Origin of the sequence: Vibrio sp. 10N.261.51.F11 (assembly GCF_041471665.1) — a bacterium.
GTDB lineage: Bacteria > Pseudomonadota > Gammaproteobacteria > Enterobacterales > Vibrionaceae > Vibrio > Vibrio crassostreae_C.
The window spans coordinates 1-26,150 of sequence record NZ_JBFROW010000095.1 but is presented as its reverse complement, the minus strand read 5'-3'; the positions used below and the strand labels follow the sequence as shown (position 1 = coordinate 26,150).

General features: G+C 43.9%; 21 protein-coding genes. 12 read left to right on the top strand and 9 right to left on the bottom strand.

Annotated features, from left to right (window positions below):
- Nucleotides 1-136: 136 nt before the first annotated feature.
- Nucleotides 137-2,890, bottom strand: coding sequence for a cation-transporting P-type ATPase (locus AB4351_RS21365; protein WP_136981685.1), 2,754 nt, complete (start codon nucleotides 2,888-2,890; stop codon nucleotides 137-139).
- A gap of 765 nt (nucleotides 2,891-3,655) precedes the next feature.
- Between AB4351_RS21365 and gloA the strand changes: the two genes are divergently transcribed.
- Together gloA and AB4351_RS21355 are read left to right on the top strand one after the other, a co-directional pair.
- The gene (gene gloA, locus AB4351_RS21360) at nucleotides 3,656-4,072 is read left to right on the top strand and encodes a lactoylglutathione lyase (protein ID WP_004734046.1); all 417 of its coding nucleotides are present in this window, start codon (nucleotides 3,656-3,658) and stop codon (nucleotides 4,070-4,072) included.
- A 199-nt stretch (nucleotides 4,073-4,271) separates the two neighbouring features.
- Complete coding sequence (locus AB4351_RS21355) at nucleotides 4,272-4,706, top strand: DUF2753 domain-containing protein (protein ID WP_004734047.1); 435 nt, start codon at nucleotides 4,272-4,274, stop codon at nucleotides 4,704-4,706.
- Nucleotides 4,707-4,801: 95 nt separating this feature from the next.
- Here AB4351_RS21355 and motY read toward each other — a convergent pair whose 3' ends face one another.
- Nucleotides 4,802-5,683 carry a flagellar protein MotY gene (gene motY / locus AB4351_RS21350; protein WP_017063457.1) on the bottom strand — a complete coding sequence of 294 codons (882 nt, stop codon included), beginning with the start codon at nucleotides 5,681-5,683 and terminating at the stop codon, nucleotides 4,802-4,804.
- Nucleotides 5,684-5,871: 188 nt separating this feature from the next.
- Between motY and rnt the strand changes: the two genes are divergently transcribed.
- Nucleotides 5,872-6,516, top strand: a complete 645-nt coding sequence (gene rnt, locus AB4351_RS21345; RefSeq protein ID WP_017061178.1) for a ribonuclease T — start codon at nucleotides 5,872-5,874, stop codon at nucleotides 6,514-6,516.
- Between the two features lie 65 nt (nucleotides 6,517-6,581).
- Complete coding sequence (locus AB4351_RS21340; protein WP_029235135.1) at nucleotides 6,582-7,907, top strand: Na+/H+ antiporter family protein; 1,326 nt, start codon at nucleotides 6,582-6,584, stop codon at nucleotides 7,905-7,907.
- 191 nt (nucleotides 7,908-8,098) lie between these two features.
- Here AB4351_RS21340 and AB4351_RS21335 read toward each other — a convergent pair whose 3' ends face one another.
- Together AB4351_RS21335 and AB4351_RS21330 are read right to left on the bottom strand one after the other, a co-directional pair.
- The gene (locus tag AB4351_RS21335; RefSeq protein ID WP_372099925.1) at nucleotides 8,099-8,728 is read right to left on the bottom strand and encodes a DsbA family protein; all 630 of its coding nucleotides are present in this window, start codon (nucleotides 8,726-8,728) and stop codon (nucleotides 8,099-8,101) included.
- A 98-nt stretch (nucleotides 8,729-8,826) separates the two neighbouring features.
- On the bottom strand, nucleotides 8,827-9,165 hold the full coding sequence (locus tag AB4351_RS21330; RefSeq protein WP_004741702.1) for a Grx4 family monothiol glutaredoxin: 339 nt from the start codon (nucleotides 9,163-9,165) through the stop codon (nucleotides 8,827-8,829).
- 269 nt (nucleotides 9,166-9,434) lie between these two features.
- Here AB4351_RS21330 and sodB point away from each other — a divergent pair, with 269 nt between their 5' ends.
- The 3 genes from sodB (at nucleotide 9,435) to AB4351_RS21315 (ending at nucleotide 11,732) form a co-directional block, all read left to right on the top strand.
- Nucleotides 9,435-10,019: a superoxide dismutase [Fe] gene (gene sodB, locus AB4351_RS21325; protein WP_372127107.1), complete on the top strand. Its 585-nt coding sequence runs from the start codon at nucleotides 9,435-9,437 to the stop codon at nucleotides 10,017-10,019.
- Nucleotides 10,020-10,266: 247 nt separating this feature from the next.
- Entirely contained in the window at nucleotides 10,267-10,770 is a 504-nt protein-coding gene (locus AB4351_RS21320; protein WP_372127105.1) for a VC2046/SO_2500 family protein, read from the top strand.
- Between the two features lie 278 nt (nucleotides 10,771-11,048).
- Nucleotides 11,049-11,732 carry an SDR family oxidoreductase gene (locus AB4351_RS21315; protein WP_017063454.1) on the top strand — a complete coding sequence of 228 codons (684 nt, stop codon included), beginning with the start codon at nucleotides 11,049-11,051 and terminating at the stop codon, nucleotides 11,730-11,732.
- Nucleotides 11,733-11,918: 186 nt separating this feature from the next.
- Here the strand turns inward: AB4351_RS21315 and adhE are convergent, their stop codons facing one another.
- Complete coding sequence (gene adhE / locus AB4351_RS21310) at nucleotides 11,919-14,624, bottom strand: bifunctional acetaldehyde-CoA/alcohol dehydrogenase (protein ID WP_372127103.1); 2,706 nt, start codon at nucleotides 14,622-14,624, stop codon at nucleotides 11,919-11,921.
- A 638-nt stretch (nucleotides 14,625-15,262) separates the two neighbouring features.
- On the opposite strand from adhE, the gene AB4351_RS21305 reads away from it, so the two are divergent.
- Both AB4351_RS21305 and AB4351_RS21300 read left to right on the top strand, forming a co-directional pair.
- Complete coding sequence (locus tag AB4351_RS21305; RefSeq protein ID WP_004734056.1) at nucleotides 15,263-15,901, top strand: YchE family NAAT transporter; 639 nt, start codon at nucleotides 15,263-15,265, stop codon at nucleotides 15,899-15,901.
- Between the two features lie 149 nt (nucleotides 15,902-16,050).
- On the top strand, nucleotides 16,051-16,893 hold the full coding sequence (locus tag AB4351_RS21300; protein ID WP_029235134.1) for an ion transporter: 843 nt from the start codon (nucleotides 16,051-16,053) through the stop codon (nucleotides 16,891-16,893).
- 152 nt (nucleotides 16,894-17,045) lie between these two features.
- On the opposite strand, the gene asd is transcribed toward AB4351_RS21300, so the two are convergent.
- A complete protein-coding gene (gene asd, locus AB4351_RS21295) occupies nucleotides 17,046-18,164 on the bottom strand; it encodes an aspartate-semialdehyde dehydrogenase (protein ID WP_372127101.1) in 1,119 nt (372 codons plus the stop codon).
- A 500-nt stretch (nucleotides 18,165-18,664) separates the two neighbouring features.
- Between asd and nhaC the strand changes: the two genes are divergently transcribed.
- The gene (gene nhaC, locus AB4351_RS21290) at nucleotides 18,665-20,101 is read left to right on the top strand and encodes a Na+/H+ antiporter NhaC (protein ID WP_372127099.1); all 1,437 of its coding nucleotides are present in this window, start codon (nucleotides 18,665-18,667) and stop codon (nucleotides 20,099-20,101) included.
- A gap of 104 nt (nucleotides 20,102-20,205) precedes the next feature.
- Here nhaC and AB4351_RS21285 read toward each other — a convergent pair whose 3' ends face one another.
- The 3 genes from AB4351_RS21285 to yejK all read right to left on the bottom strand — a co-directional run bounded on the left by AB4351_RS21285 (nucleotide 20,206) and on the right by yejK (nucleotide 23,974).
- Nucleotides 20,206-21,384, bottom strand: a complete 1,179-nt coding sequence (locus AB4351_RS21285) for a chemotaxis protein (RefSeq protein WP_372110587.1) — start codon at nucleotides 21,382-21,384, stop codon at nucleotides 20,206-20,208.
- Between the two features lie 76 nt (nucleotides 21,385-21,460).
- Nucleotides 21,461-22,864, bottom strand: a complete 1,404-nt coding sequence (locus AB4351_RS21280) for an Hpt domain-containing protein (protein WP_372127097.1) — start codon at nucleotides 22,862-22,864, stop codon at nucleotides 21,461-21,463.
- A 105-nt stretch (nucleotides 22,865-22,969) separates the two neighbouring features.
- Nucleotides 22,970-23,974, bottom strand: coding sequence for a nucleoid-associated protein YejK (gene yejK / locus AB4351_RS21275; protein ID WP_017061190.1), 1,005 nt, complete (start codon nucleotides 23,972-23,974; stop codon nucleotides 22,970-22,972).
- 84 nt (nucleotides 23,975-24,058) lie between these two features.
- Between yejK and AB4351_RS21270 the strand changes: the two genes are divergently transcribed.
- Nucleotides 24,059-24,286, top strand: a complete 228-nt coding sequence (locus tag AB4351_RS21270) for a YejL family protein (protein WP_004734063.1) — start codon at nucleotides 24,059-24,061, stop codon at nucleotides 24,284-24,286.
- 28 nt (nucleotides 24,287-24,314) lie between these two features.
- Entirely contained in the window at nucleotides 24,315-26,123 is a 1,809-nt protein-coding gene (locus tag AB4351_RS21265) for a DUF3413 domain-containing protein (protein ID WP_372127095.1), read from the top strand.
- Nucleotides 26,124-26,150: the final 27 nt, after the last annotated feature.

Here is a 26,150-nt window from a genome sequence, read left to right as displayed (position 1 = left end):
CGCTGCTTTTTTATTGCCACTCTCTAGAAGCTGCTTCTATATCAGTTTTCATTTCTAATTCTGCGCCCCAAGATAACAGGCATAAAAAATCCCGCCTTTTTTGGCGGGATTCAGTTATTTTGCTAAGAAGTCTGTCTTAGATAAACTTCACTTTAGTCACTTCTTTGATAGCAGATAGAACAAATGTTGGTACTGCTGCAATGAAGATTAACGATATTAAGTGATTAAACTCTAGTGCTTCTGTGCTGAATACCAGCTGGCCGAAGCTTGTGTACACAACGCTTAAAGACAAGATAGCCGATACTGCCACCGCACCAAGTAGGTAGTGGTTAGTGAACGGATTCTTACGATAAATCGTTGTAAACGTACGTGCATCGAACAAGCTCCAAAGTTGAGCAAAGATCAGTGTTAAAAACGCAACGGTTTGTGCGTATTGAGCACTGTAACCACCGTCGAGTGCGTAAGAGAATGTCACAAAGCTTAGACCACCTAATGCGAGACCACGAGTTAGGATACGAGCGCCTAGACCATTAGAGAAGAAGCCTTGGTCACGTTTGCCTGGCTTACGCTCCATGAGATCTTTCTCTTCTGGTTCAACACCAAGTGCGAGTGCTGGTAGACCATCAGAAACGAGGTTAACCCATAAAATCATTAGTGGAGTTAGCGGAAGTACTACATCTGGTCCCATGAGTAGGAATGCAAATAGGATTACCGAAACCTCACCCACGTTCGCTGTAAGTGCTTGGCGGATAAACTTACGTAGGTTATCGAAAATTTGACGACCCTGACGTACCGCCTTCACGATAGTACTGAAGTTGTCATCCAACAGGATAAGGTCACCTGAGTCTTTCGCAACAGACGTACCTGTAATACCCATCGCAACACCAATGTCTGCACGACGCAGTGCTGGCGCATCGTTCACGCCGTCACCGGTCATAGAGGCAACTTCATTGTTCTCTTGCTGCGCTTTTACGATACGCAGCTTGTGCTCTGGAGTAACACGGGCAAATACTGCAACCTGAGAACAGATAGACAACAGCTTCTCGTCATCCATTTGGTCAAGCTCAGCACCCGTTACCACTAGATCGTCTTCGCTACGGATGATTCCGATTTCACGAGCAATCGCTGCTGCCGTGACTGCGTGGTCACCGGTAATCATTACCGTACGAACACCAGCGCTATAACAGCTATTTACTGCATCGCGTACTTCTGGGCGTGGTGGATCCATGATGCCATAGATACCCAGGATGCTGACGTCTTTTTCAAGCTCAGGGAAATCTAACTCAAGCTCTTCTTCTTTTAATTCACGGAAACCAACGGCAAGTGTACGCAGAGCATCACCACCAAAGGTTTGGATTGCCGCTTCAAAGTTTAAATGAAGCTCTTGAGACGGTGCGGTATCGAGAGCCAAGTTGCCTGAAACTTCACAGCCAACCGTTGGTACGAAACCACCGTCAACCATGAAGCTGGTTGATTTACCAAGAACAACATCTGGCGCACCTTTCAATGCTAGGAAGTGCTTACCTTGTGGGTCACGAACGATAACAGAAGCCATCTTACGACCAGAATCGAACGGGAACTTCTTAACGATTGAGTAGCCACCCGTTGATAGCATTTCATCTTGTTTAAGACCTGCTTTTGCAGCTGCAACAATTAGTGCACCTTCTGTCGGGTTGCCACGAACCGTCCATTTACCATCAGCATTTACATATTCAGCATCGTTACAAAGCGTTGCAACAACAAGACCTTTCATCATTGCAGGGCTGTTTGTCGCTTCGACATTGTGACCTTTGGTAATGAATTCACCCTTAGGATCAAAACCTTTACCTGACACATCCCAGTAACGACCAGACACATCGTACGCTTTCATCACCTGCATTTGGTTTTGTGTTAGCGTACCGGTTTTATCTGAACAGATAACGGTTGTAGAACCAAGCGTTTCGATTGCTGCTAGCTGTTTAGCCAAAGCATTATTCTTAACCATCTTAGTCGAGCCCATCGTTAATACGATAGTAACCACCGTTGGTAAACCTTCAGGAATAGCGGCAACCGATAAAGAGATACCTGTTGTTAGGATTTCTAACCATGGCATACCGTGGTAAACACCGATAGCACAAACAATAGCAACAACCACAAGAGCAACAACCAATAATGCGAGTGCGATGGTGTCCATACGCTCTTGCATTGGTGTTTTCGTCTCTTCCGTTTGGTTCATCATATCAGCGATGTGACCAACTTCAGTTTGCATACCTGTGCTTGTTACCACAGCAAGGCCTGTACCTGTAGTCACGATTGTTGTCATGAAGCCCATGTTTTTCTGATCGCCAAGACCAAGGGTCTCATCTTCAAGGCGTTCAGACTGCTTATTCACTGGCTCAGATTCACCGGTCAGTGCAGCCTCATCTACCGTCAGACGGTTTGACTCAAGAATACGAACATCAGCAGGCAGAATATCGCCAGTATTAATTTTGATGATGTCACCAGGAACGAGGGTTTTAGCTGGAACACTGATCCATTTACCATCGCGCATCACTTCGGCTTCTGGAGCTGCCATTTCTTTTAGCGCTTCCATCCCTTTCTGAGCTTTAAATTCTTGCCAGAACGCGATACCAGTATTGATAAGGATAATCACTGCAATAGCAATAGCATCAATCGCGTGGCCAGTAGACCAAGAAACGATTGCACCAACAGCTAGAATAAAAATCAGTGGGTTTTTATATTGATGAATATACAGTTCCCACGCAGAAGCTGACTCTTGTGCAGTCAGTTCGTTAGTGCCGTGCTTCTCTAAGCGTGCATCCGCTTCAGAAGTTAATAAACCTGTCGTTTGATCTGCGTTCAGTTCGTTTAAAACATCTGAACTTTGTTGTGTAAACCATTTACTCGTCATTTGAGTACTCCACATCAATGCCTCACGCCGAGGCTAATGTAATAAAATAATACTTATTCTTATGTGATAGAAAAATCGCACAAATCAAAAGTGAATATTTAGTCGATTTGGTGCGCTTGAAAAACTATATAGTAAGGATTGTCTATTTAGCAAAGATCGCAAAAGATACACTTGATACACACTTGACAACTACTTTGAAAACACAACCACATCAAACATCAAACATAAAACAAACAATACAAGCCCAAACTATTGTTTAAAAAAGATAAGCACAAAAAATAGACACCCTTTGCACTTTCGTAAAAACCATTGGTTATCGGCGTATTTTATCGAAAATTCCTTAATAACGAAGTAAAACATCGGAATAACCTTTCTATAAACAGGGAGATGTTGGCGTAATCATAAATTGATAAAATGGAAAGTTAGATGCCAATTGTAAAAACGAAAGGAAATCAGCAACAAGATGGAGATATAAGTCACAATTCAACAACCAAGGCCATTCTTGGCCATTACAAAAAAGACCAACACTCAAACTTACTATTTATGCAAAACTGCGAATTAAGCGCTAGTGACTGACAAATTAATAAGGCCGTCGCTCTTTAATTTATTGTAATACAAATAAGAAAAAAGGCAGAGGGGGAGAGTAAGATAGATGATGAGAATAAGAAAATATGACCAAACTCATCATCTCTTTGGTGTTGCTTATGAGCTTGCTCATATATAGTGCTATAAAAGAAACAACCAATAACAAGCTAGGAGCAAATCATGTCAAACGGTCGTATTTTACACACCATGCTACGCGTGGGTGATCTAGACAAGTCTATCGAGTTCTACACCAATGTAATGGGCATGCAGCTATTACGTAAGAACGAAAACAAAGAGTACGAATACACACTGGCTTTCGTTGGCTTTGGCGACGAATCTCAAGGCGCAGTGATTGAGCTGACTTACAACTGGGGCACCACGGAATACGATCTTGGCTCTGCTTTTGGTCACGTTGCTATCGGTGTTGATGACATCTACACAACGTGTGATGCGATTAAAGCAGCTGGCGGCAACGTAACGCGAGAAGCGGGTCCGGTTAAAGGCGGCTCTACACACATTGCGTTCGTTAAAGATCCTGATGGCTACATGATTGAGCTGATTCAGAACAAACAAGCAAGCGCAGGTCTAGAAGGTTAATTCCTTAACCTCTTTGAGAAGTTGAGTTTGAACGCCTGATGAAATAAAAAAGAAGCGAGCACTATGCTCGCTTCTTTTTTATCACTCTCCCCATAATCGATATGCTTCACCAATTATTCTTAACAATCTCATTGATGAAACTTTACACGATAATGATTATCATTTAAATTAACCACCTATTGATTAGTGAGGTAATACAATGATTAGCGAATGGGAAAAACACACGTTACTTGCCGATACTGCATTGCAGCTCGACGATCCTGTACGAAGTATTCTTCATTATCAGCAGGCTTTGAACTTAAGTGAAGAAATTACAGAACGCACCGATATTCAAGCCGATGAACGCTTACTGATCTCGGTGATTTCTTGCCACAATCTTGCTCAATTCTGGCGTTGGGCTGGCGACACTGAATACGAGCTCAAGTATCTTCAACTGGCTTCTGAAAAGGTACTCACACTGATCCCTCAGTGCCCTAATACTCAATGTTCAAGCTTTATCGATTCTATTGGTTGCTGTAAGAAAGCGCTGATCGATTTCATGAAACGCCACCCAAACCCTAAAATTGCCTCTATGGTGGAAAAGATCGATACCGCGACCAACTGTGAAATGATCGCCCGCTTCCGCTTGAATTAAACAAGTTCCGTTAAAACAACGACTCCAAATTTAAAACATAAAAAAGCCCGTCATCAAGACGGGCTTTGTCATTTCAAAACAAGCTGTTGTTTAGCTTAAACCTGTGTGCGACCTAAAGAGATCACAACACGTCGGTTCTTATCTTTACCAATTGGCGAGTTATTGTCCGCAATCGGACGACGCTTGCCATAGCCTTGCACTTGGATACGATCTTCTGGCAGGCCTAGAGATTTGAAGTACTCTCTTAACGATTCTGCTCTGCGCTCTGAAAGGTTTTGGCTAATCCCTTTGCTGTCGACAGAGTCGGTGTACGTTGCCACCAGCACAAGGTCGATGTCTTGGTTATAGCGAACGTAATCGGCAATCTGGCTCAGCCTTTTGCGCGACGACTTGTTCAGCTGGTCGCTGTTGCGGTCGTAATGCAAAATAGTGAAAGAGATATCTTCAAAGCTGTAAGGCAGCAAGTTAGCAACACAGTCACTGAACACATTGTATTTTTCTTGGAACAACACCGACGACAACGACACTTCGATACGTTGATCTCGGCTCTGCCACTCTTGGTAGCTGAATGTCGGATAACGCCCTTTCTCCAACTCACTCAAGATGCCCCAAGCTGTTTGACCGCCGACATAGCCGTCAAATTGCTGGAAGAACTTAATGGTTGTCATACGATCAGCACTTTCACCCGGACGCCAAGGTGGCGGCATAGAGATCAAGCTTACATTGCGCGTCGCACCCATTGGACGGCGCATTTTAAGCTCAAAGTCCAAAATGATTTTTTTACTCGCGCGAGATGAGAACTCAGCATCACCAAAGTTTGGAATTGGGTGGACCAAGCGACATTCAAGTGGCGTGTTGGCTACCATCTCCCATGTCGACTGTTGAGGAGATGCTCCGTAACGCTTTTCTTGTGCCATGACCGATGACGACACAAGTAGCGAAAATAGCATTGAACCTGTTATGAGTTGTTTCTTCATAAAGTGGAGTATCTCTTAAGCAATTCGTTTAACAATGCAGCCAATTGCCGCATTTTTCTCTCACGTTTAAATATGCAATTATCAAGCCGTAATGGGTTGGGTAATTTAAGATTTATTGCCCTTCCCTAGTTTTTATCACTGCTATTATCTGCAATAATGCAGCCTTAATCACACTTATTTGGGCTAACATGACTGTAGAAAACGAAGCTCTGACCCTAAAAAAACGCTTTCGCGGCTATTTTCCAGTGGTCATCGACGTGGAAACCGCAGGGTTTAACGCTGAAACCGATGCATTATTAGAAATCTGTGCCATTACATTAAAAATGGATGAGAACGGAGATCTGCACCCTGCATCAACGCTTCATTTTCACATTGAGCCTTTTGAAGGCGCAAATATAGAGCAGGCAGCATTAGACTTTAACGGAATTAAAGACCCATTTAGCCCATTACGTGGTGCTGTGTCGGAACAAGAAGCCCTTAAAGAAATCTACAAGCTAGTGAGAAAAGAACAAAAAGCTTCAGATTGCAGTCGCGCAATCATGGTTGCTCACAACGCTACATTCGATTTGAACTTCGTTAATGCGGCAAGTGAGCGCTGTAAGCTTAAACGCGTCCCTTTCCATCCATTTGCTACTTTTGACACTGCAGCTCTTAGTGGTCTTGCCTACGGTCAAACCGTTTTGGCTAAAGCTTGCCGCACTGCAGGGATGGAATTTGACAACAAAGAAGCACACTCTGCTTTGTATGATACGCAAAAAACCACAGAGTTATTTTGCGGCATTGTAAACAAATGGAAAGCCCTTGGTGGTTGGCCTCTTGTTGACGAAGAATAAAAAATAGAGTCGGTAAACGTTTTTTCGTATTGCCTTCATAAAAAACACAACATCCCGAGAATAATATGAATCCTGTTGTAATTTCAGTTTGCATCATGCTTGTTTTAGCTTTGATGCGCGTAAACGTCGTCGTTGCTCTGACGTTCAGTGCAATTATCGGTGGCGTAGCCTCTGGTATGAGCTTGAACGACGCAGTCGCGGCTTTCGAAAGTGGATTAGGCGGCGGTGCAACGATTGCACTTAGCTACGCTATGCTTGGTACATTCGCTGTTGCTATCTCACGTTCTGGTATCACAGATCTCCTTGCTCAAAGTGTTATCAAACGCATTCACGGCAAAGAGAACAGTGCAGCATCGACTGGTCTTAAATACGGCATGCTTGCGTCGTTGATCTTAGTGACCATGTCTTCGCAAAACGTGATTCCGGTACATATCGCCTTCATCCCAATCTTAATCCCACCTCTACTAGGCGTATTCGCAAAAATGAACCTAGACCGTCGTCTAGTTGCGTGTGTGCTGACTTTTGGTCTGATTACACCTTACATGGTGTTACCGATTGGTTTTGGTGGCATCTTCCTAAACAACATTCTGCTTAAAAACCTTCACGACAATGGTCTTGAAAACGTAGTAGCAAGCCAAGTGCCAATGGCGATGTTGTTACCCGCTGCGGGCATGATCTTCGGTCTTCTTACTGCAGTATTCTTTACTTACCGTAAGCCTCGCCAATACAAAGAAACCTCTCACACTGTTGTTTCAACAGAAGTGAAAGAGATCAACAAGAAGCACATCCTAGTAGCAGCAGCTGGTATCGTAGCAGCGCTAACAGTTCAACTATCGACTGGCTCTATGATCATCGGTGCTCTAGCGGGTTTCATGGTATTTACCTTCGGTGGCGTTATTGCTTGGAAAGAGACACAAGATGTCTTCACCAAGGGCGTTCACATGATGGCAATGATCGGTTTCATCATGATTGCAGCAGCAGGTTTCGCGGCAGTTATGAAGCAAACAGGTGGCGTTGAATCTTTGGTTGAAGCACTTTCAACAAGCATCGGCGACAACAAGCCTCTAGCAGCACTACTTATGCTAATTGTTGGTCTATTGGTTACTATGGGCATTGGTTCTTCGTTCTCTACGATTCCAATCCTTGCAACTATCTACGTTCCACTAGCAGCAGCATTTGGCTTCTCGCCAATGGCAACAATCGCTCTAGTAGGTACAGCTGCTGCACTTGGTGATGCGGGCTCTCCGGCTTCTGACTCAACATTAGGTCCAACGTCTGGTCTAAATGCTGATGGTCAACACGAGCACGTATGGGAAACCGTAGTACCGACGTTCCTGCACTACAACATCCCACTGATCGTATTCGGTTGGATTGCAGCCATGGTTCTGTAATTAGGTTCTGTAGTTAAACAGTCCTACGCTCACTTTTATAAAGACCGCCTCGTGCGGTCTTTTTTGTCTCTGAGATTCATTCTACTCTTCCTTCCGCTCACTCTCATTGAACTAGCGACACCAAACAAAAAAGGCTTACTCTGATGAGTAAGCCTTAGAAATCATTGCGAATACAGATGACTCTCGCTGAATTACGCAGCGGGAGCATTACTCACTAAAATTTCGCGAATAGACTTAAGCGTCGCTTCCGTTGAATGATAATCCAATTCAACTTCACTAAAGATGCCGTTCACTTCAAGCATTAAGGTCGGGTAAGAAAATACACCCATCGCTTCTTTAAAGCCTAGCTGGTCATCTAACTCACTTTCCAATAACTTGCTAGAAAGGTCATTTTCTAACTGTTGAACATTCATACCTAGCTCTTCAGCCAACTGCAAATGTGTGTCTTGGCTATGTGGCAACATCGCACGAAGGTAGTAAGCATGTTGAATCGCTTCAAGCATCGCTTCGTAGTGGTCTTGAAAACCTGCAGCAATCACGGCACGGCACGCAGGGTAAGTACTGCGAACAGGTTGGCACTCTGTCCAAAAATCATGGTTAAACTCAGTACCCAACTTAGCTTCGATCTGCTTCCAAATCGCTTGCAGCTTGCCTTTCATCTCTTCTGACATTGGCTCATCAGAATCCGGGGCCAAACCACCCACTACATAGTTAAACTCAATGCTCGCAGGCAATTGTTGTTTCAATAACTCAAGTGTTGGCTTGTAACCCCAACACCAGCTGCACATTGGATCATGCACATAATGAAGTTTTACGTTCATTGTTCATTCCTTATCGAGTCAATGATTCGATCAATTCAAACAAAAAAGGAGCCTGATTAAGGCCCCTCATTTTAACTATTCAGCGCAAAGGCTAGAACTTATTCAGCGTCATCGCCAGCAACTTTAGCCGCTGCTTCTTTGATGATTGGCTGAAGTTCGCCTTTTTGGAACATCTCAAGAATGATGTCACAACCACCGATTAGCTCACCTTCAACCCAAAGTTGTGGGAAAGTTGGCCACTGTGCGTAAGCAGGAAGCTCTGCACGGATATCAGGGTTTTGTAGGATATCTACGTAAGCAAATTTTTCGCCACATGCCATTAGAGCTTGAGACGCTTGAGAAGAGAAACCACAGCTAGGTAGCTTAGGAGAACCTTTCATGTACAGTAGAATAGTGTTTTCTTCAATTTGCTGTTTGATTTTATCGATAGTTTCCATTGCTTCCTCGTTAATGGATTACGGCTTTTATTGCCTTTATTCTACCCCAAACTAAAAGAATAAAAACCATATAAAAAAAGCGGTTAACAAGCTAAGCTAACAATTCACACAAAAGTAATGAAATAAGCTTTTAATAAAGTAAAAACTTGCTAAACTATATCGCAAGTCAGCAAATTGACCATGGTTGGCAGTATAGCGAGCCATGAATAATAATATCACTGGAAGCAATCGAAAGAGTTAACTCTTTCATATCAATGGAGAATTGAGCAATGGCATTTGAACTACCGGCTCTTCCTTACGCGAAAGACGCGCTAGAACCACACATCTCAGCAGAAACGCTAGATTTCCACCACGGTAAGCACCACAACACTTACGTTGTTAAGCTAAACGGCCTTATCCCAGGTACTGAGTTTGAAGGCAAAACACTAGAAGAGATCGTTAAGACTTCTACTGGTGGTGTTTTCAATAACGCTGCTCAAATCTGGAACCACACGTTCTACTGGCACTGTCTTGCTCCTAAAGCGGGCGGCGAACCAACTGGCGCTGTTGCAGAAGCTATCAACGCTGCATTCGGTTCTTTCGAAGAATTCAAAGCGAAATTCACTGATTCAGCAATCAACAACTTCGGTTCTTCTTGGACTTGGTTAGTTAAGAAAGCTGACGGTTCTCTAGACATCGTTAACACTTCTAACGCTGCTACTCCTCTAACAGAAGAAGGTGTTACTCCACTTCTAACTGTTGACCTATGGGAACACGCTTACTACATCGATTTCCGCAATGTTCGCCCTGACTACATGGCTGCATTCTGGAACCTAGTAAACTGGTTTTTCGTAGAAGAGAACCTAGCTAAGTAATTATTGCTTACGCTGCGCTATTTATAGCGAGTTATCTATTGAAAGCTCATGCCTCGGCGTGAGCTTTTTTGTATCTGTCGTGTTCCACAAAATCTAAACATTTCGTAATAAACCCGCCAATAGCGCTTACTTCTCGAACTATTGATAGCGTTCTTCCCAACCCTACATAAATTCTCTATTTGCCTGTAATTAAACACTAAAGTTTGCCGACTCCATGCCGTTAAAGGTGTATCCAATGAGAGGCGACATGCAAATACATACTTTAGACAAAGCAGGAATCATCAACGAACTGAAGTTCGGCATCGGGATCAGCCAAGCGGTTGAGCAAGGTCGCCGTGCAGATTTCGCGTTGCTGTTATCTATGTTTTCTAATGATGTCCGTGATTGCACGCCAATTGACACCATTGAAATCACAGAGACAAATGAAGATCGCCTGCGCAAACAATTTGGCGTAGCAGAACCTCAACAACTGCGTTCAAACCAGTCTTCATATGAGATTTCAGCTCAGCAATCTAATCATTTTCATCAAGCTAGCCTTGCCAGCGCCAAACTCAGCCATTACTTGAAACCTGAAGCGCTTGCCTTCATGCCTGAAGATACAGCCGACTTACCCGAAGAGGTTTACCAAAACCTTTCTGGTCATGACCGACGCAAACTCGCAAACAAGCATTTACCTGATTTGCCATATGCCACGCTCTACAATGAGCTAACCACCGCGCAACGTCGGTATCAAATTCAAGCTCAAGTATAGCGATCACCTACCTTTCCCTTTTTCGCTGTCTATCCATAGCTCTTCTTCGACTAACTCGCACACTTCAAAGTATTCACACGAATGATATGAACCACTAGCCTTAGGCAACCTAAAAACACCTGATGTCGGTTACCGCTTGAAGTTACTACAAAATGTGACGTGCCACTAAGTTCATAAAAACTTATTAATTGGCACACCTTAGTTTGAACCAATTCACACCCGTTGTATAAATTTTAACCCATCCTTATCTGACATGGACGATTTGTTTAGGTACTGGGATGGAAATAAAAAGCTCAATCATATTGGTGACATCTGCCGGCTCGCTACTGGGGGGGGCGATTGCGAACCACTTTGTTAACCTTGGAGCCACCGTCATCCTTTGTGATAAAGACACGGAAGCACTTAAAGCGACGTATCTACAGTGTGCCCGGTTTTCTGACTCTGTTTACCACTACACGCTCAAAGGCAATGACAGCCAAGCGATTCTCAGCGTATATGATTTTATTCAAACCACCTTCAACACGACACCCGATGTGCTGGTCAATAACTGGATAAGCTCCCCAATGCCTAGCCTAATTGGCGATCAGCCTGTGAGCAGCTTTATTAATGATCTCTCATCGATGGCATCGACCCTGTTCGCATTTGGGCAAATCAGTGCTGAGAGATTGCGAGAGGAAGATAAGGAAGGCGTGATTGTGAATGTGATATCTCATGATGACTTTCACGATGTGTCTGGCTTAGAGAGCGCAAACTCAATGATAACTGGCTTTACCCATAGTTGGGCGAAAGAGCTGACTCCCTTTGGTATTCGAGTCGGTGGCGTTGTTCCCGCCGTTCATAACTCCGATGGCAAGCTCAACCGATGTCACTGGGCGCAGCTGCAAGACGAGCTGACCAGAACAACCGAATACATTGTCTCGAATGACTACTTCAGTGGGCGAGTTGTCGCGGCAGAGGTTTAACTCCCTATTCCAATTGAACATGACTGGCTCAGCTCATATTAAGTAGCAGAGCTATTGCCTCTCAATCCGTTTTACAAACGAACCAAACATAAAAAAAGCCCCAGTCTCTCGACTGGGGCTTTCATCTTTTCCCGATAGATAAGTATCGTGCTAGCGAAAACTTATCTCAAAACTAATGCTTACTTATTATGCGTTAGCTTTTTCTTTTTTAGCTTTTGGCGCTTTCGCTTCAGCTGGCTTTTGGTCTGCTTTCTTAAGGATAACTGTAGTACCTTCGAAAGTTTCGCCTTCAACGTATGGTTGGCCGAAGTAAGAAGTTGTTAGAACTTCTTTTAGCTCAGTGATTAGAGGGTAACGTGGGTTAGCACCTGTACACTGGTCATCGAACGCTTCAACAGCTAGCTCGCCTAGTTTAGCGATGAAGTCAGACTCGTTAACACCCGCAGCTTGGATAGATAGTGGGATATCTAGGTCAACTTTAAGCTCTTCTAACCAAGTCAGTAGACGTTCAATCTTCTGAGCTGTACGGTCACCAGCTTGGCTTAGGCCTAGGTGGTCAGCAACTTCAGCGTAACGACGACGTGCTTGTGGACGGTCGTACTGAGAGAATGCAGTCTGCTTAGTTGGGTTATCGTTCGCGTTGTAACGTACAACGTTTGAGATAAGTAGTGCGTTAGCAAGACCGTGTGGTAGGTGGAACTCAGCACCAATTTTGTGAGCCATTGAGTGACACACACCTAGGAATGCGTTCGCAAATGCTACACCAGCGATAGTTGCTGCGTTGTGTACTTTCTCACGAGCTATTGGGTCAGCCGCACCATTTTTGTAGCTTGATGGTAGGTATTCTTTAAGCATCTTAAGAGCTTGAAGAGCTTGACCGTCTGAGTACTCGTTCGCTAGAACAGATACGTAAGCTTCAAGAGCGTGAGTTACTGCATCGTAACCACCGAACGCTGTTAGAGACTTAGGCATGTTCATTACTAGGTTCGCATCAACGATAGCCATGTTTGGCGTGATTTCGTAATCAGCTAGTGGGTATTTAGCACCAGTCTTGTCGTCAGTAACAACAGCGAATGGAGTAACCTCTGAACCTGTACCTGAAGTTGTAGTGATACATACAAGCTCAGCTTTTTGACCCATTTTAGGGAACTTGTAGATACGTTTACGGATGTCCATAAAGCGCATTGCTAGTTCTTCGAAGTGAGTTTCTGGGTGCTCGTACATAACCCACATGATCTTAGCAGCATCCATTGGAGAACCGCCACCTAGAGCAAGGATTACGTCAGGTTGGAAGCTCTTCATTGCTTCAGCGCCTTTCTCAACAACAGATAGCGTTGGATCCGCTTCTACGTCGAAGAAAGTTTGAACTTCGATGCCTTGTGCTTTAAGCAAGCTAACTACGTCATCTGCGTAACCGTTGTTGAATAGGAAACGGTCAGTTACTAGGAATGCGCGTTTCTTACCTTCTAGGTCGCTCATTGCGATTGGAAGGCTACCACGACGGAAGTAGATAGACTTAGGTAGTTTGTGCCACAACATGTTTTCAGCTCGCTTCGCTACAGTTTTCTTGTTGATAAGGTGCTTAGGACCTACGTTCTCAGAGATAGAGTTACCACCCCATGAACCACAACCTAGAGTTAGAGAAGGTGCAACGTTGAAGTTGTACAGGTCACCGATACCACCGTGAGTAGTCGGGATGTTGATTAGGATACGAGCAGTCTTCATCTTGTCACCGAAGTAACGGATGCGGTCTGCGTTAGTATCTTGGTTAGTGTAAAGACCAGATGTGTGACCGATACCACCGATTTCAACCATAGTTACCGCTTGAGCAACTGCGTCTTCGAAGTCATCTGCGCGGAATAGACCTAGAGTTGGAGATAGTTTCTCGTGAGCGAATTCGTCATCGTAAGAAACTTTACCAAGACCTTCACCTACAAGTACTTTTGTATCAGCAGGAACTTTAACACCAGCCATTTCAGCGATTGCTGGAGCAGGTTGACCTACGATTTTAGCGTTTAGGTTGCCGTCGATAAGCAGAACTTTACGTACTTTATCAGCGTCAGCTTTAGATAGAACGTGAGCTTTGTGAGAAGCGAAACGCTCTTTAACTTCGTCATATACTTCGCTAACTACGATTGCAGCTTGCTCAGAAGCACATACTACGCCGTTATCGAAAGTCTTAGACATAAGGATAGATGCTACAGCACGTTTGATGTCAGCTGTTTCATCGATAACGACAGGAACGTTACCAGCACCAACACCGATAGCAGGCTTACCTGAAGAGTATGCTGCTTTAACCATGCCTGGACCACCAGTAGCAAGGATAAGTGCGATACCGTCGTGCTTCATAAGCGCGTTAGAAAGCTCTACAGATGGTTGGTCGATCCAACCGATGATGTCTCTTGGAGCACCAGCTGCAACAGCTGCGTCTAGAACTAGTTTCGCTGCGTCGTTAGTTGAGTTCTTTGCACGTGGGTGTGGCGAGAAGATGATGCCGTTACGTGTCTTAAGAGAAATTAGAGATTTGAAGATTGCTGTAGAAGTTGGGTTCGTTGTTGGAACGATACCACAGATGATACCTACAGGCTCAGCGATAGTCATTGTGCCTAGGTTGTCATCTTCTTCTAAGATGCCACATGTTTTTTCGTCTTTGTATTTGTTGTAGATAAATTCAGATGCAAAGTGGTTTTTGATAACCTTATCTTCAACAATACCCATTCCAGATTCAGCAACTGCTTGTTGAGCAAGTGGAATACGAGCGTGGTTAGCAGCAAGAGAAGCTGCGCGGAAGATTGCGTCTACTTTCTCTTGAGAGAATGTTGCAAACTCTTCTTGTGCTGCTTTAACGCGAGCTACTAGAGCATCAAGTTCCGCTAAGTTAGTTACAGGCATGGTGGATCTCCTAAAATAATAAATATTAAAAACTTTTTATTAAATTCGCTGCTTGCCGTTAACCTTAAACACCAGCGTTCTTAGTAAATTGCTTTCAGGGCTGAGTATATTATTTCACTGTGTGAAAAAAATTGACCCAGATCAGTTACCCAAAAAGAATTAACCAGAAAGTAGTAAGGCAATCGCAAAAATGAACTTAAGAGCATGATTTATATAGATTAAACTTACACTTTTCGTTCGCGCAAAAAACAAGCAAACAGACAACTTTTTTCTACATAGCGTAATAAACTGTAAAAAAGTTTCATTTTTAGTCCGTTAAATTACATGTATACAGCTATATTCGTGCTACTGAGAGTATATCCATAGCGTTGTACGGGCTAGATTCTGACATAATTTTTATTAATTTCGTGCGTCGGTTAACAGTTACTCAATAATAAATTACAAAATTAAACACTACCAACTAGCTTGCAACAGGCTTAAAACAAAAGTGAGATTCAATTAGTTTTTCTAAAAAGAATCACCCATTTCAAGTTAGTTTTTTTCATTCGCGTAAATCGAGTTTGTCCCTTACATTACGCGCCTAAACTATTCACAGATCAACCCTTCAACCTTAAGTACGCTAACTGGAGATCGCTCTCATGCAAGGCTTAGAACTCGCAATTTTTATGCAATTCTTCCTTGGGCTTGTTGCTGCCGTAAACCCAATCGGCATCATGCCTGTTTTTGTTTCTCTTACTGCTCATATGCCGCCAGAAGAGAGGAACAGGACAGCCTTACAAGCAAACATTGCTGTTGCCGTGATCCTCATTGTCTCTCTTGTTGCGGGGCAAATGCTGCTTGATATGTTTAGTATCTCGCTGGACTCATTCCGTGTTGCAGGTGGTTTACTATTACTGAGCATCGCATTTTCGATGATGAGCGGTAAGCTCGGTGAAGATAAGCAGAACAAACAAGAGAAGTCTGAATACATCAGCAAAGAGCAGATCGGCGTTGTTCCACTTGCTATGCCGCTAATGGCAGGCCCAGGTGCAATCAGCTCGACCATTGTTTATGGTTCTCGCTACCCTGCTGCTATTGATACGGTCGGCATCGGCATTAGCATCATCGCATTCGCAACGTGCTCTTGGCTTTTGTTCCGTTCAGCGCCGGTTATCGTTCGCTTTTTAGGTCAAACGGGTATCAACGTGATCACTCGTATCATGGGTCTGATTCTTGGCGCATTGGGCATCGAGTTCATCGCCAATGGCCTACGTAATCTGTTCCCAGGCTTAGCATAACGTTTAACAACATTTCGGTTGCTCTATAAAGGGCAACAATATTGAAATATAGATGAGGCGAGTAAAGCAATTGGGCTTTCACTCGCCTCGTTATTATGAAGCTTGTATAATGACTGTTAATGCATTTAACAGAAGACGAACCTCTCCTTATGTCACGCAAGCCACTCAAGCATCATTTGTACGTCATTATCTTTGGTACTCACACGCCAGCCGGACGTGCATTTGATATAACTCTGATCGTTGCAATCTTGGCTTCGCTGTTGGTTCTGATCTTAGAATCCATCCCTAATGTGATGACCGAATGGTCACAACAGCTGCGTTATATCGAATACACCTTCACTGCACTCTTCACTCTTGAGTATTTGTTAAGGCTCTATTGCTCCCCAAAGCCAAAATCTTACGCCACCAGTTTTTATGGTGTCGTTGACCTATTGGCGATTCTTCCGACCTACCTAGCAATCATCTTCCCAGGCGCTTCATTTATGGGTGTGGTGAGACTGCTGCGTGTGATGCGTATCTTCCGAATTCTAAAGCTGGTTCGCTACCTGCAAGATTCCAATATTCTGTTGCGCTCACTATTAATGGCACGACGAAAGATACTGATCTTCTTTAGCACCGTCGGCATCTTGGTGGTTATCTTTGGCGCCTTGATCTTTGTTATTGAAGGTCCTGACAATGGCTTCACCAGTATTCCTCACAGTATCTATTGGGCCATCGTGACTATCACTACGGTAGGTTATGGTGACATGGTGCCGCAGACCGCGCTTGGTAAAGCCATAGCATCACTGACCATGCTATTGGGTTACTCTATCTTAGCAGTGCCAACCGGGATCATTACTGCAGAACTCAGTAATGAGATGAACTCGCACAAAGAGTTGGTTAAGTGCCCGAATTGTAACCGAGCGGGTCATGATTCAGACGCCATGTATTGCAAGCACTGTGCTAGCGAATTAGCGGATCCAGACAAGCGTGTCGTCACCGACGAGAAATAAAAGCAGACACGAGATTCGAGTAGCGAGATGCGAAGAGATTTAACGGCAGTTTCGAGGGCCGAATAACGAGGTAGCAATAAACTAAAAAGGGTTGACGTTTGTCGTCAACCCTTTCGGTTTATCAGCTAATAGAATTTAAGCAATCTTGCCTATTACGATTTCTCAGCAAGGATAATGCGTAGAGTACGACGTAGTGGTTCTGCAGCACCCCAAAGTAGTTGGTCACCGACAGTGAACGCGTTCAGGAAGTCGTTACCCATAGACATCTTACGCAGACGACCTACTGGTACAGACATAGTGCCTGTTACTTTCGCTGGTGTTAGCTCCTGTGCCGTGATGTCACGGTCATTAGGAACCACTTTAACCCAATCATTGTGCGTCGCGATGATCTCTTCGATCTCGTCCATTGGCACGTCTTGCTTAAGCTTGATTGTTAGTGCTTGAGCATGACAACGCATTGCACCGATTCGTACACAAGTACCATCAATCGGGATTGGCTGACCATCTAGGCCAAGAATCTTGTTCGCTTCAACACCGGCTTTCCACTCTTCTTTGCTCTGACCATTTTCACGCTTCACATCGATCCAAGGAATCAGTGAGCCCGCCAGCGGAGCACCAAATTGGTCTGTTGGGAATGAAGATGAACGAATGGTATCAGCGACTTTTTTATCAATATCAAGGATGGAACTTGAAGGGTTTGCTAGTTCTGAACTTACGCTATCGTTGATCACACCCATTTGTGAGATCAGTTCACGCATGTTCTTAGCACCTGCACCAGAAGCCGCTTGGTAAGTCATGGCACTCATCCACTCGACCATACCTTTCTCGTAAAGGCCACCCAAAGCCATAAGCATTAAGCTCACAGTACAGTTACCACCAACGAAAGTGTTAGTACCGCCGTGAATGCCTTGCTGGATTTGAGCCAAGTTAACAGGATCAAGAGTGATGATTGAATCAGCGTCCATACGTAAGGTAGAAGCCGCATCAATCCAGTAACCTTTCCAACCTGCTTGACGCAATGCTGGGTATACTTTTGATGTGTAATCGCCACCTTGACAGGTAATCACAGCATCAAGCTGTTTTAGGCTATCAATATCAAAGGCGTCTTGAAGTAGACCCGCATCTTTACCACCTAGAACAGGGGCAGGAATACCAATCTGAGATGTGCTGTAATAAACAGGCTCAATCAAGTCGAAGTCTTTCTCTTCAACCATACGTTGCATTAGTACAGAACCAACCATACCGCGCCAACCAACTAGACCTACTCTCATCGCTCACTCTCCATGTATAAATTAAAAATTGCTCTCCCCCATCTATAAGTTTTTCAGAAACAGAACTCAAGCGCTTTTTGTCAAAAAGTGTAACTTTTTCGTTTCTTTTAAGTGAACGTAATGAATCGTGCAGTTATCTCTGTATCGACATTCAATGTCTGGACCATTGTTAAAACACCCATTATCGTCAAATTCAAACATTTACATCGCCAAAACCGCTTGAATCGACACCCATCACAAACAGTAAATCCCTCTTTTAAACCAAGGTTAATCAGAATTATATTTCACAAAACGAAAACAACGTGCGACAAACTTCAACATGTAACAATCATGAATTTAACAAAATTTCAGATTATGAAACCACAATTGATTGAGTTAACAGTCAAATATCACAACTTGGGCGTATTTTTTCGATATAATAAACTAATTACTGTAGTGTCCATTTTGCACCACACACTATAACGAAGCACTATAAATGCTCGAATTAACAAGAGGCTTTTATGAAGCAGAGTAAAACTCGCCTACCGAACCTATTACAGGTATTCATCGCGTTAGGACTATTTCTATCCCTTGCTTTTTCCTTTACAGCAAAGCTTGACCTTCCAATTCAACTTGCCTTGTATATTGGTTGGTTCATTATCATGGTTCTTGGTATTCGTCTTGGCCACGAATACAAAGACTTAGAAAAAGCAGCACTCAAAGGAATATCCAATGGCTTAGGCGCGGTTTTAATACTTTTAGCCGTTGGCGCTCTTGTTGGTACTTGGATCTCAGGCGGGATCGTACCTACTATCATTTACTATGGTCTGAAAGCTATCCACCCTTCTATCTTCCTTTTAGCGACCATGATCATCTGTTCTCTAACCGCATTGGCGACCGGTACGTCTTGGGGTGCTGCGGGTACTGCAGGCATCGCGATGATGGGTATTGGCCAAGGCTTAGGTGTTCCAGCACCAATTACAGCGGGTGCGGTGCTATCAGGTTGTTACTTCGGTGACAAGATGTCTCCACTTTCTGATTCAGTGATTCTGGCTTCTTCAATGTCTGGTGTCGAAGTGGTTGAACACATCAAAGGCATGCTGCCTGTTGCGCTAATCAGCTACATTATTACTGGCATCATGTTTACTGCGTTTGGTTTCCACTACGCAGGTAATGTTGACATGAGCCAAGTAGATTCTGTCATCAAAGCTATGGAAGTTCAGTTCTACATCACGCCTTACTCATTCGTTCCAGTACTTATCGTGCTTGGCCTGTTGGCTTTCCGTATGCCTTCATTCCCAGTAATCAGCTTTGGTTCTCTGCTAGGTATTATCTGGGCAGTCATGATCCAAGATATCGATTTCCTAACGGCATTCAATACTGCTTGGGCACCGTTCTCTATCTCATCTGGCGTAGAATTCATTGATTCTATTCTTAACCGTGGCGGCATGTCTTCAATGCTTGGTTCGGTTGCGGTTATCGTATTTGGTCTAGGTTTTGGTGGCTTACTGGATAAAGTGGGCGTACTAGAGACAATTGCTAAAGTGTTCGAGCGCCGTGTAAACAGCGCAGGTTCTCTAGCAACCAGCACCATTGGTACGGCTTTCATGGGTAACGTGTTCGGTTCTGCGATGTACGTATCGTTAATCCTTACGCCAAAAATCTGTGCAAAGAACTACGACCGCTTGGGCTACAAACGTAAGAACCTATCTCGTAATGCTGAGTTTGGTGGCACGCTAACGTCGGGTATGGTTCCCTGGAGTGATAACGGTATCTACATGGCGAGTATTCTTGGTGTTGCGACGCTGTCTTACGCACCCTTCATGTGGTTAAGCTTCATCTGTATCATCGTGACTATCGTGACATCTTACATGGGTTGGTTCGTTGATAAGTGTGAACCAACAGCACCAGCGTTTGAAGCTGAAGAAGCAACAGAGTTAAGCAAGCAACAAGCTTAAGTTCAGGAGCTAACGCTTTCGAACGTAACTCAAAACGTTAATGGATAAATGCAAAAAGAGCGCCCTAGAGCGCTCTTTTTTGATCTGCTGATTTACTTATTTATCTATTTATTGGCGGTTCGTTTACCCAACCAGTAACCGATGCCTAACGGTGCAAAGAACACTACTAAGATAAACAGGATGAAGTAGATAATCACACCTTTGATTAACTCCATTAGCTTATCAATCGCCAGTACCACCACCTCTTGAGAGACGCGATCAAGGTCTTGCGTGAACAGTTCTCTTTCTGAAGTCACAATGCCGGCAATCTCGATGCGCTCTTTCGCAATCATCTCTACTAGAGCTTCTCTCTCACGTGTCACCATTTTTTCTAATGCCACACGTTCATCACTCAGCATCGCTAATTTTTGGTCGGTTTTATCACTGAGGTCGTTGAGCAATGGTTGCATTTCTGTCGACATAATAGAAGCCAGTGTTTGCATGTACTCCGGATTGTTCTCAATGAAGTCTTGCATGCTTGCTGATGTTTGACGAAGGCTTTCCAGCGTCATCGATAGGTCTTCACCCGTTAGCGAGCTATTCAATGCAACCAACTCAGCTTTCCACGTCATCAGTTTCGGTGTCTGGTCAGCCATAAGGCTTAAACGATCAGATGCGTCACTCATTGCTTCTGGCATGGTGCCTAAGCTCTGGACGATTTGCGACTCGTCTTTACCAAGGTAATTTAGCCATTCACGGTAAGCAGGTGTGCTTCTGAATGTGAGGTCTTTAAATGGGTGGCTAGCAGAAAACTGCGCAACGAACGCTTTGCTGTTTTTGAAATCACTCGAACTCAATACACCCTTTGCCAGCTTCTCGGCTTCTTGATCAAGAAAACGAGCGGTCTCTACTGCATCATCCGTCGCGAACAGATCCGCGCCGTCGCCTTGGCTATAAAACTGATTCATTTGGGCAGTGAAAACCCACGAGTCAATTAACGCAGACATAGGGGAAGTTTGGTAAGCCGCTTGTTGTAATCCCTGCTCTGCATGGATCTTCCAAAGCAACACATAAGATTGATGTAAAGTGTCATCAGCAGGATAAAATTGCGCGATTAAATCAGCCGAGTCTTCTACTCGTGTAAAAAACATCTTGGCGTATTCACGCGTCATGAGCCGAGCATTTAACTCTTGTTGAGTGAGAGGCGTCGTTTGACTATCTAACTTAACTTCTAAGAGAGAACAACCACTTAGCACAATGCTAAGCACCAACACCATCCAACTTCGACTCGAAACTCGTAACATATAAACCTCTGACAAAGACTAAGGGCGCTGATTGTATGAGCGCTTCGTCAGAGTATTGTCAAAAATCCTGTAAAAGTTAACGCTGACTGTCTAAATATTCATGAGCAGAATCCACAGAGGCTTTTATAGCCTGCTCTAGTTCAGCTAAATCATGTTCACTGATCGCTCTGGACTGCTTCATTGTCATTTCAATGGTTGCGGCAATGATGGCTAACCGAGACGCTTTAATACTGCCAGCCACGCCTTTTAAGCTATGTACAATGCGAGCCGCGGAGGTTTCATCTTTGGTCAACAAAGACTTAAACTTCTCGTAGTCACCTGCGTGGTCTTGTACAAACACACCAAGCAAGAGTTCGACAGACTCAGCATCACCATCGAGCGTTTCTAACATGTCTTCGATATCAATCGCAGGCTTTGAATCTGTGACAATGGCAACGTGTTTCTCTACTACTGGCGCCTGTTCAGGGACTTGCTGAATAGAGTATTGCGGTACAACGGGTTGGCTTGTAACGTTAACGCTCTGCGGAGGTTGAGAGTCGGAAGACTGGCGCGTTGGCCTGTTCTCGGATACATAAGCGTCACTATCTGCTTGTTTCACTGCTGAGGAAACAACATCGCTATAAGAAGTGTCTTCCTTACTTGAATTAATTTCTAGTTCAGAGCTGAGTTCTTGGTCTGCTTCTTTCATCGTTTTTGTGGACCTAACGCCCCAAAACACTATCCCGCTCATCGCCACCAAGCTTAAGCCTAGCATCACCAACAATAGGTTGAATTGACGATCATGGAACTCAGCTTCGAGTTTTATGATCTGTTCATTTACTGAGTTTTTCTTAATCTTATCAACCAAATAGTTAAGCTGAGCGTAATCACTCAACAATGCTGACGCATCAGCCAGTAGTTGTTGGAGTGCATCTTGTTCTTCGTTTTCTAAGGAATAAGATTTTTCTAGAATGGAATCAAAGGCGCGATAAGTCGCTGACGAACTTTGATTTTCAGAATACATGGCTTCAAATACCACAACACCGAATTCGTTGAGGAGCGGTTTTAGCTGAGGGGAAAGCTCTTTATCAGCACGCAAGATCTTAATGTTATCAACGATGTCTTGAACTTGGCTTTCTATTGGAATGAACTCATCGAACTTTTCTAGGAACTGATCAGCTACGTACAACAGTTGGTTGACATCAGGACGAAACAAGGCGTGTTGGAAATCAGATTCAATCAGCAGTCGGATCGAATAAACCAACTGAGCATCGAGTGCGAGATCATTGATACGAGAGACTCGAAGCGGTTCTGAGAAATAAAGCGATTGCCTCAATTCGTTGACTCGAATACCGAGCTCTTCGATTTGAGCTAGAGAATTGGTGTAGGAACGGCTTAGATTAAGAAGAGCCAATGAAGGAAGTAACCACAGAGCCAAGAGCACAACCAAAAAGGTGGCTGGTTTTTTAAAGCGTTTGGGCTTTGCTACTGATTGTTCCATCTATATTCCTTGTGCGTGTTAACTTGAAGCCATGACCGTAGCTAAAAGATTAAGCACAAAATAAGCGACAACGTCCTGCTGCCGCTTTTATCCGTTAACTTCGGACTATGACTTATTGCGAGTCAGTTGGTCACGTAAGTTCGGTGGAGTGCCTTTAATCGTTAGCGTGTCTGTCTCCGGATCGTAAAAGATACGTTCGCCTAGAAGCAGACTATCAAAACTAACATTCAAACCGCCACCAGCACCAACAAATTTTGTTAGTTTACGCATAGTTGCGCGATCGGCTGGGAAGCTGTCTTCTAACTCGTAGCCTTGCTCACTAGTATAGTCAAAGAAGCTTGTGCCATCTGTGCTTGCTGGCAACTCACCAGAAAGTTCACGAACTTGTACTTCATCGCCCGCTTTAAGCTGCTCGTTACAGTAATCCGCAACCTGCTTTTTGTAGCTGATCGCTTCTTCTTTCTCTAATTTAGAGTCAGAAACGAAGTCTTCTACCGCTTGCATCAGTACTTGGTTCTGCTGTTTCGCATCCAAACCGACTTCAGCTTGTAAGAAATCTAAGAAGAAATCCGCGACTTTACGGCCAACACGTCCTTTAATATAAGTTAAGTAACGGTTTGACTCTTTATCAGTCTCATAAGTAGAAAGGTCTAGGCGAGCCGCGATATCCATTTTTGAGATATCAAGGTAGTCAGTCGCACTAATATCAAGCCCTTCAGTTACCTTTAGGCTTTGGTTTGAAGGCAATAAACCAATGAAAAGGTAATCTGTTGCAAGTGACTGATATTCAGCCATTACCAAGATACCTTCGTCAGCGAATGGGTACTTTGATAGTTCGTCTTTTAGACGTTGCGCACTCTTTTGAGAAAAATCGTAAAAGTTTGTCTCACCAGCACGAAGTTGATGCAACCACTGCTGGAATTCGCTGTCAGATTTGAAAGAACCAAACCCTTTGCCTGCTTTTGAATTAAAAACACGGTGAAGTTCAGCAACTAGGCTTTCAGATGAAGCATCGTTTTCTAGAGATTCAGCACGATAGTTAACAATCAGCTCATCCTGATCGTTCTTGCTCAGCTGGTGTAAAATTACGTTGGAAAGGTGAAGGCTCATAGTGAAAATATTACCGTTCAGGTTTCAGTTGTCGTGCATAGTAGGTTATCATAAGCCGCTTTTACTATCATTATTAGAGTCCTTATGCCGATTATATCTAAATACACAGATGATCAAGTTGAAAAAATCCTAGCTGAAGTAGGTGCTGTACTAACTAAGCACAAAGCTTCGCCAGAACTTTCACTGATGATCGCTGGAAATATCGCAACCAATGTCTTAAATCAGAATGTTGCTGCTTCACAACGCAAAGGAATTGCTGAAAAATTTGCCGAGGCTTTAATTTCTTCTCTTGAAGATAAAAAGTCTCACTAAATTTGATTGACGGATAAAAGAATTATAAATGGTAGACAGCGCAAACTCATATAGCGATCGTGTATCTCGACTGGTTGGTTGGGGTCACTGGTTTGCATTTTTCAACATCATTGCTGCGATGTTGATTGGTACTCGTTATATTACTCAATCTGCTTGGCCAGAAACCTTGCTAGGCCAATTCTATTTGGCTGCATCGTGGGTTGGTCATTTTGGCTTTTTAGTGTTCGCGCTCTATCTATTAGTGCTGTTCCCGCTCACTTTTATTCTTCCGTCGAGGAAGTTATTACGTTTGGTTGCCGTTATCTTCGCGACCATAGGTTTAACTGTCCTACTGATTGATACCCAAACGTATCAAAATATAAACCTCCACCTGACGCCTGTCGTGTGGGAGGTTTTATTCAGTGGAGAGGAATCTGCATTCACGTCTGATTTGCAGCACCTCTTCATTGTTATGCCGCTTATCTTCTTGCTGCAACTCGGTCTATCTGAGTGGGTTTGGCGTAAGCAGCGTAAACTGTCTCATAAACACATTGGCCGTCCGATTACTGCCGTCTTCTTCTTGTGTTTCATCAGCAGCCACTTGTCCTACATGTGGGCTGATGCGTACTTCTATAACCCAATTACTAGCCAGAAAGCGAACTTCCCACTGTCTTACCCAATGACAGCGAAAAGCTTTATGGAAAAACATGGCCTATTAGACCGTGAAGAGTACCTTGAGCGTTTAGAAGCGAACAAAGAGAATGTAAACCTAGTTAGCTACCCGCTAGAAAAAATTCAATACAACCGCCGCAGTGATGATCTTAATATCCTGATGGTGAGTGTGAACAACCTTCGCTCTGACGCTCTTAATGCGACAGCGATGCCAAACAGCTATGCCTACGCACAACAGTCGATCAACTTCACCAACCACTACAGTTCAAGTAACGATATGTTTGGTATTTTTGGCTTGTTCTACGGCCTACCGAGCAGCTACGCAAGCAGCATTGAAGCTCAGGGGTCAAGCGCAGTATTGCTCGATGTTTTAGAGAATCACGATTACAAGTTCGCTGCTTTCAGTGGCGACAACTTTAGTGATGCACTGTACTCGGATATCATCTTCCGAGGCCGTGATGTGATGCCAGAGCAAGCAACTTATGATGACCAGAGTGCCATAAAAGCTTGGTCTAACTGGATTCAATCACCGCAAGCTAAACGCCCTTGGTTTAACTTTATTGAATTAACCACACTGGATAACTTCGCCAGCTACGATTCAAGTTCAGAGTCGGACTCTACGCTAACGACAGCAGAGCGTTTTGCAGCAGACTATCAAAAGTCGGCGACAGCGGCCGATGCTCAGCTAGCAACTATCTACGCTGAACTGGAACGCTTAGAGCTTGCCGATAACACGGTGGTTATCATTACCTCTAACCACGGTACTGAGTTTAACGAAACCAAAACCAACAGCTGGGGTGCAAACTCCAACTACAGTCGTTATCAGTTACAAGTACCACTGTTTATCAGCTGGCCTGGCAAGTCTGCTTCTGAATACACCCACCGTTCTAGTCATCTAGACGTGTCAGTAACACTGATGCAAGAGCTATTGGGTGTATCTTCGAACCCAACAGATTTCAGTAGTGGTCGCAGCCTGTTTAATGAACGTAACAGAAAGTGGATTCTCGCGGGCGACTCTCGTGAACTTGCTCTTGTTACTGACCAGCAAACAACGGTGTTGGATAAATTTGGTAACTACAAATTGTACGACCAAAATTACAAGCGCCTGAAAAACGTAAGCCCTCGCTTACCTGTGTTGATGCAAGGCCTGACAGAGCTACAGCGTTTCTACACAAAAAATGACTAAATAATCAGCAATCGAGTAGGAGGAGGC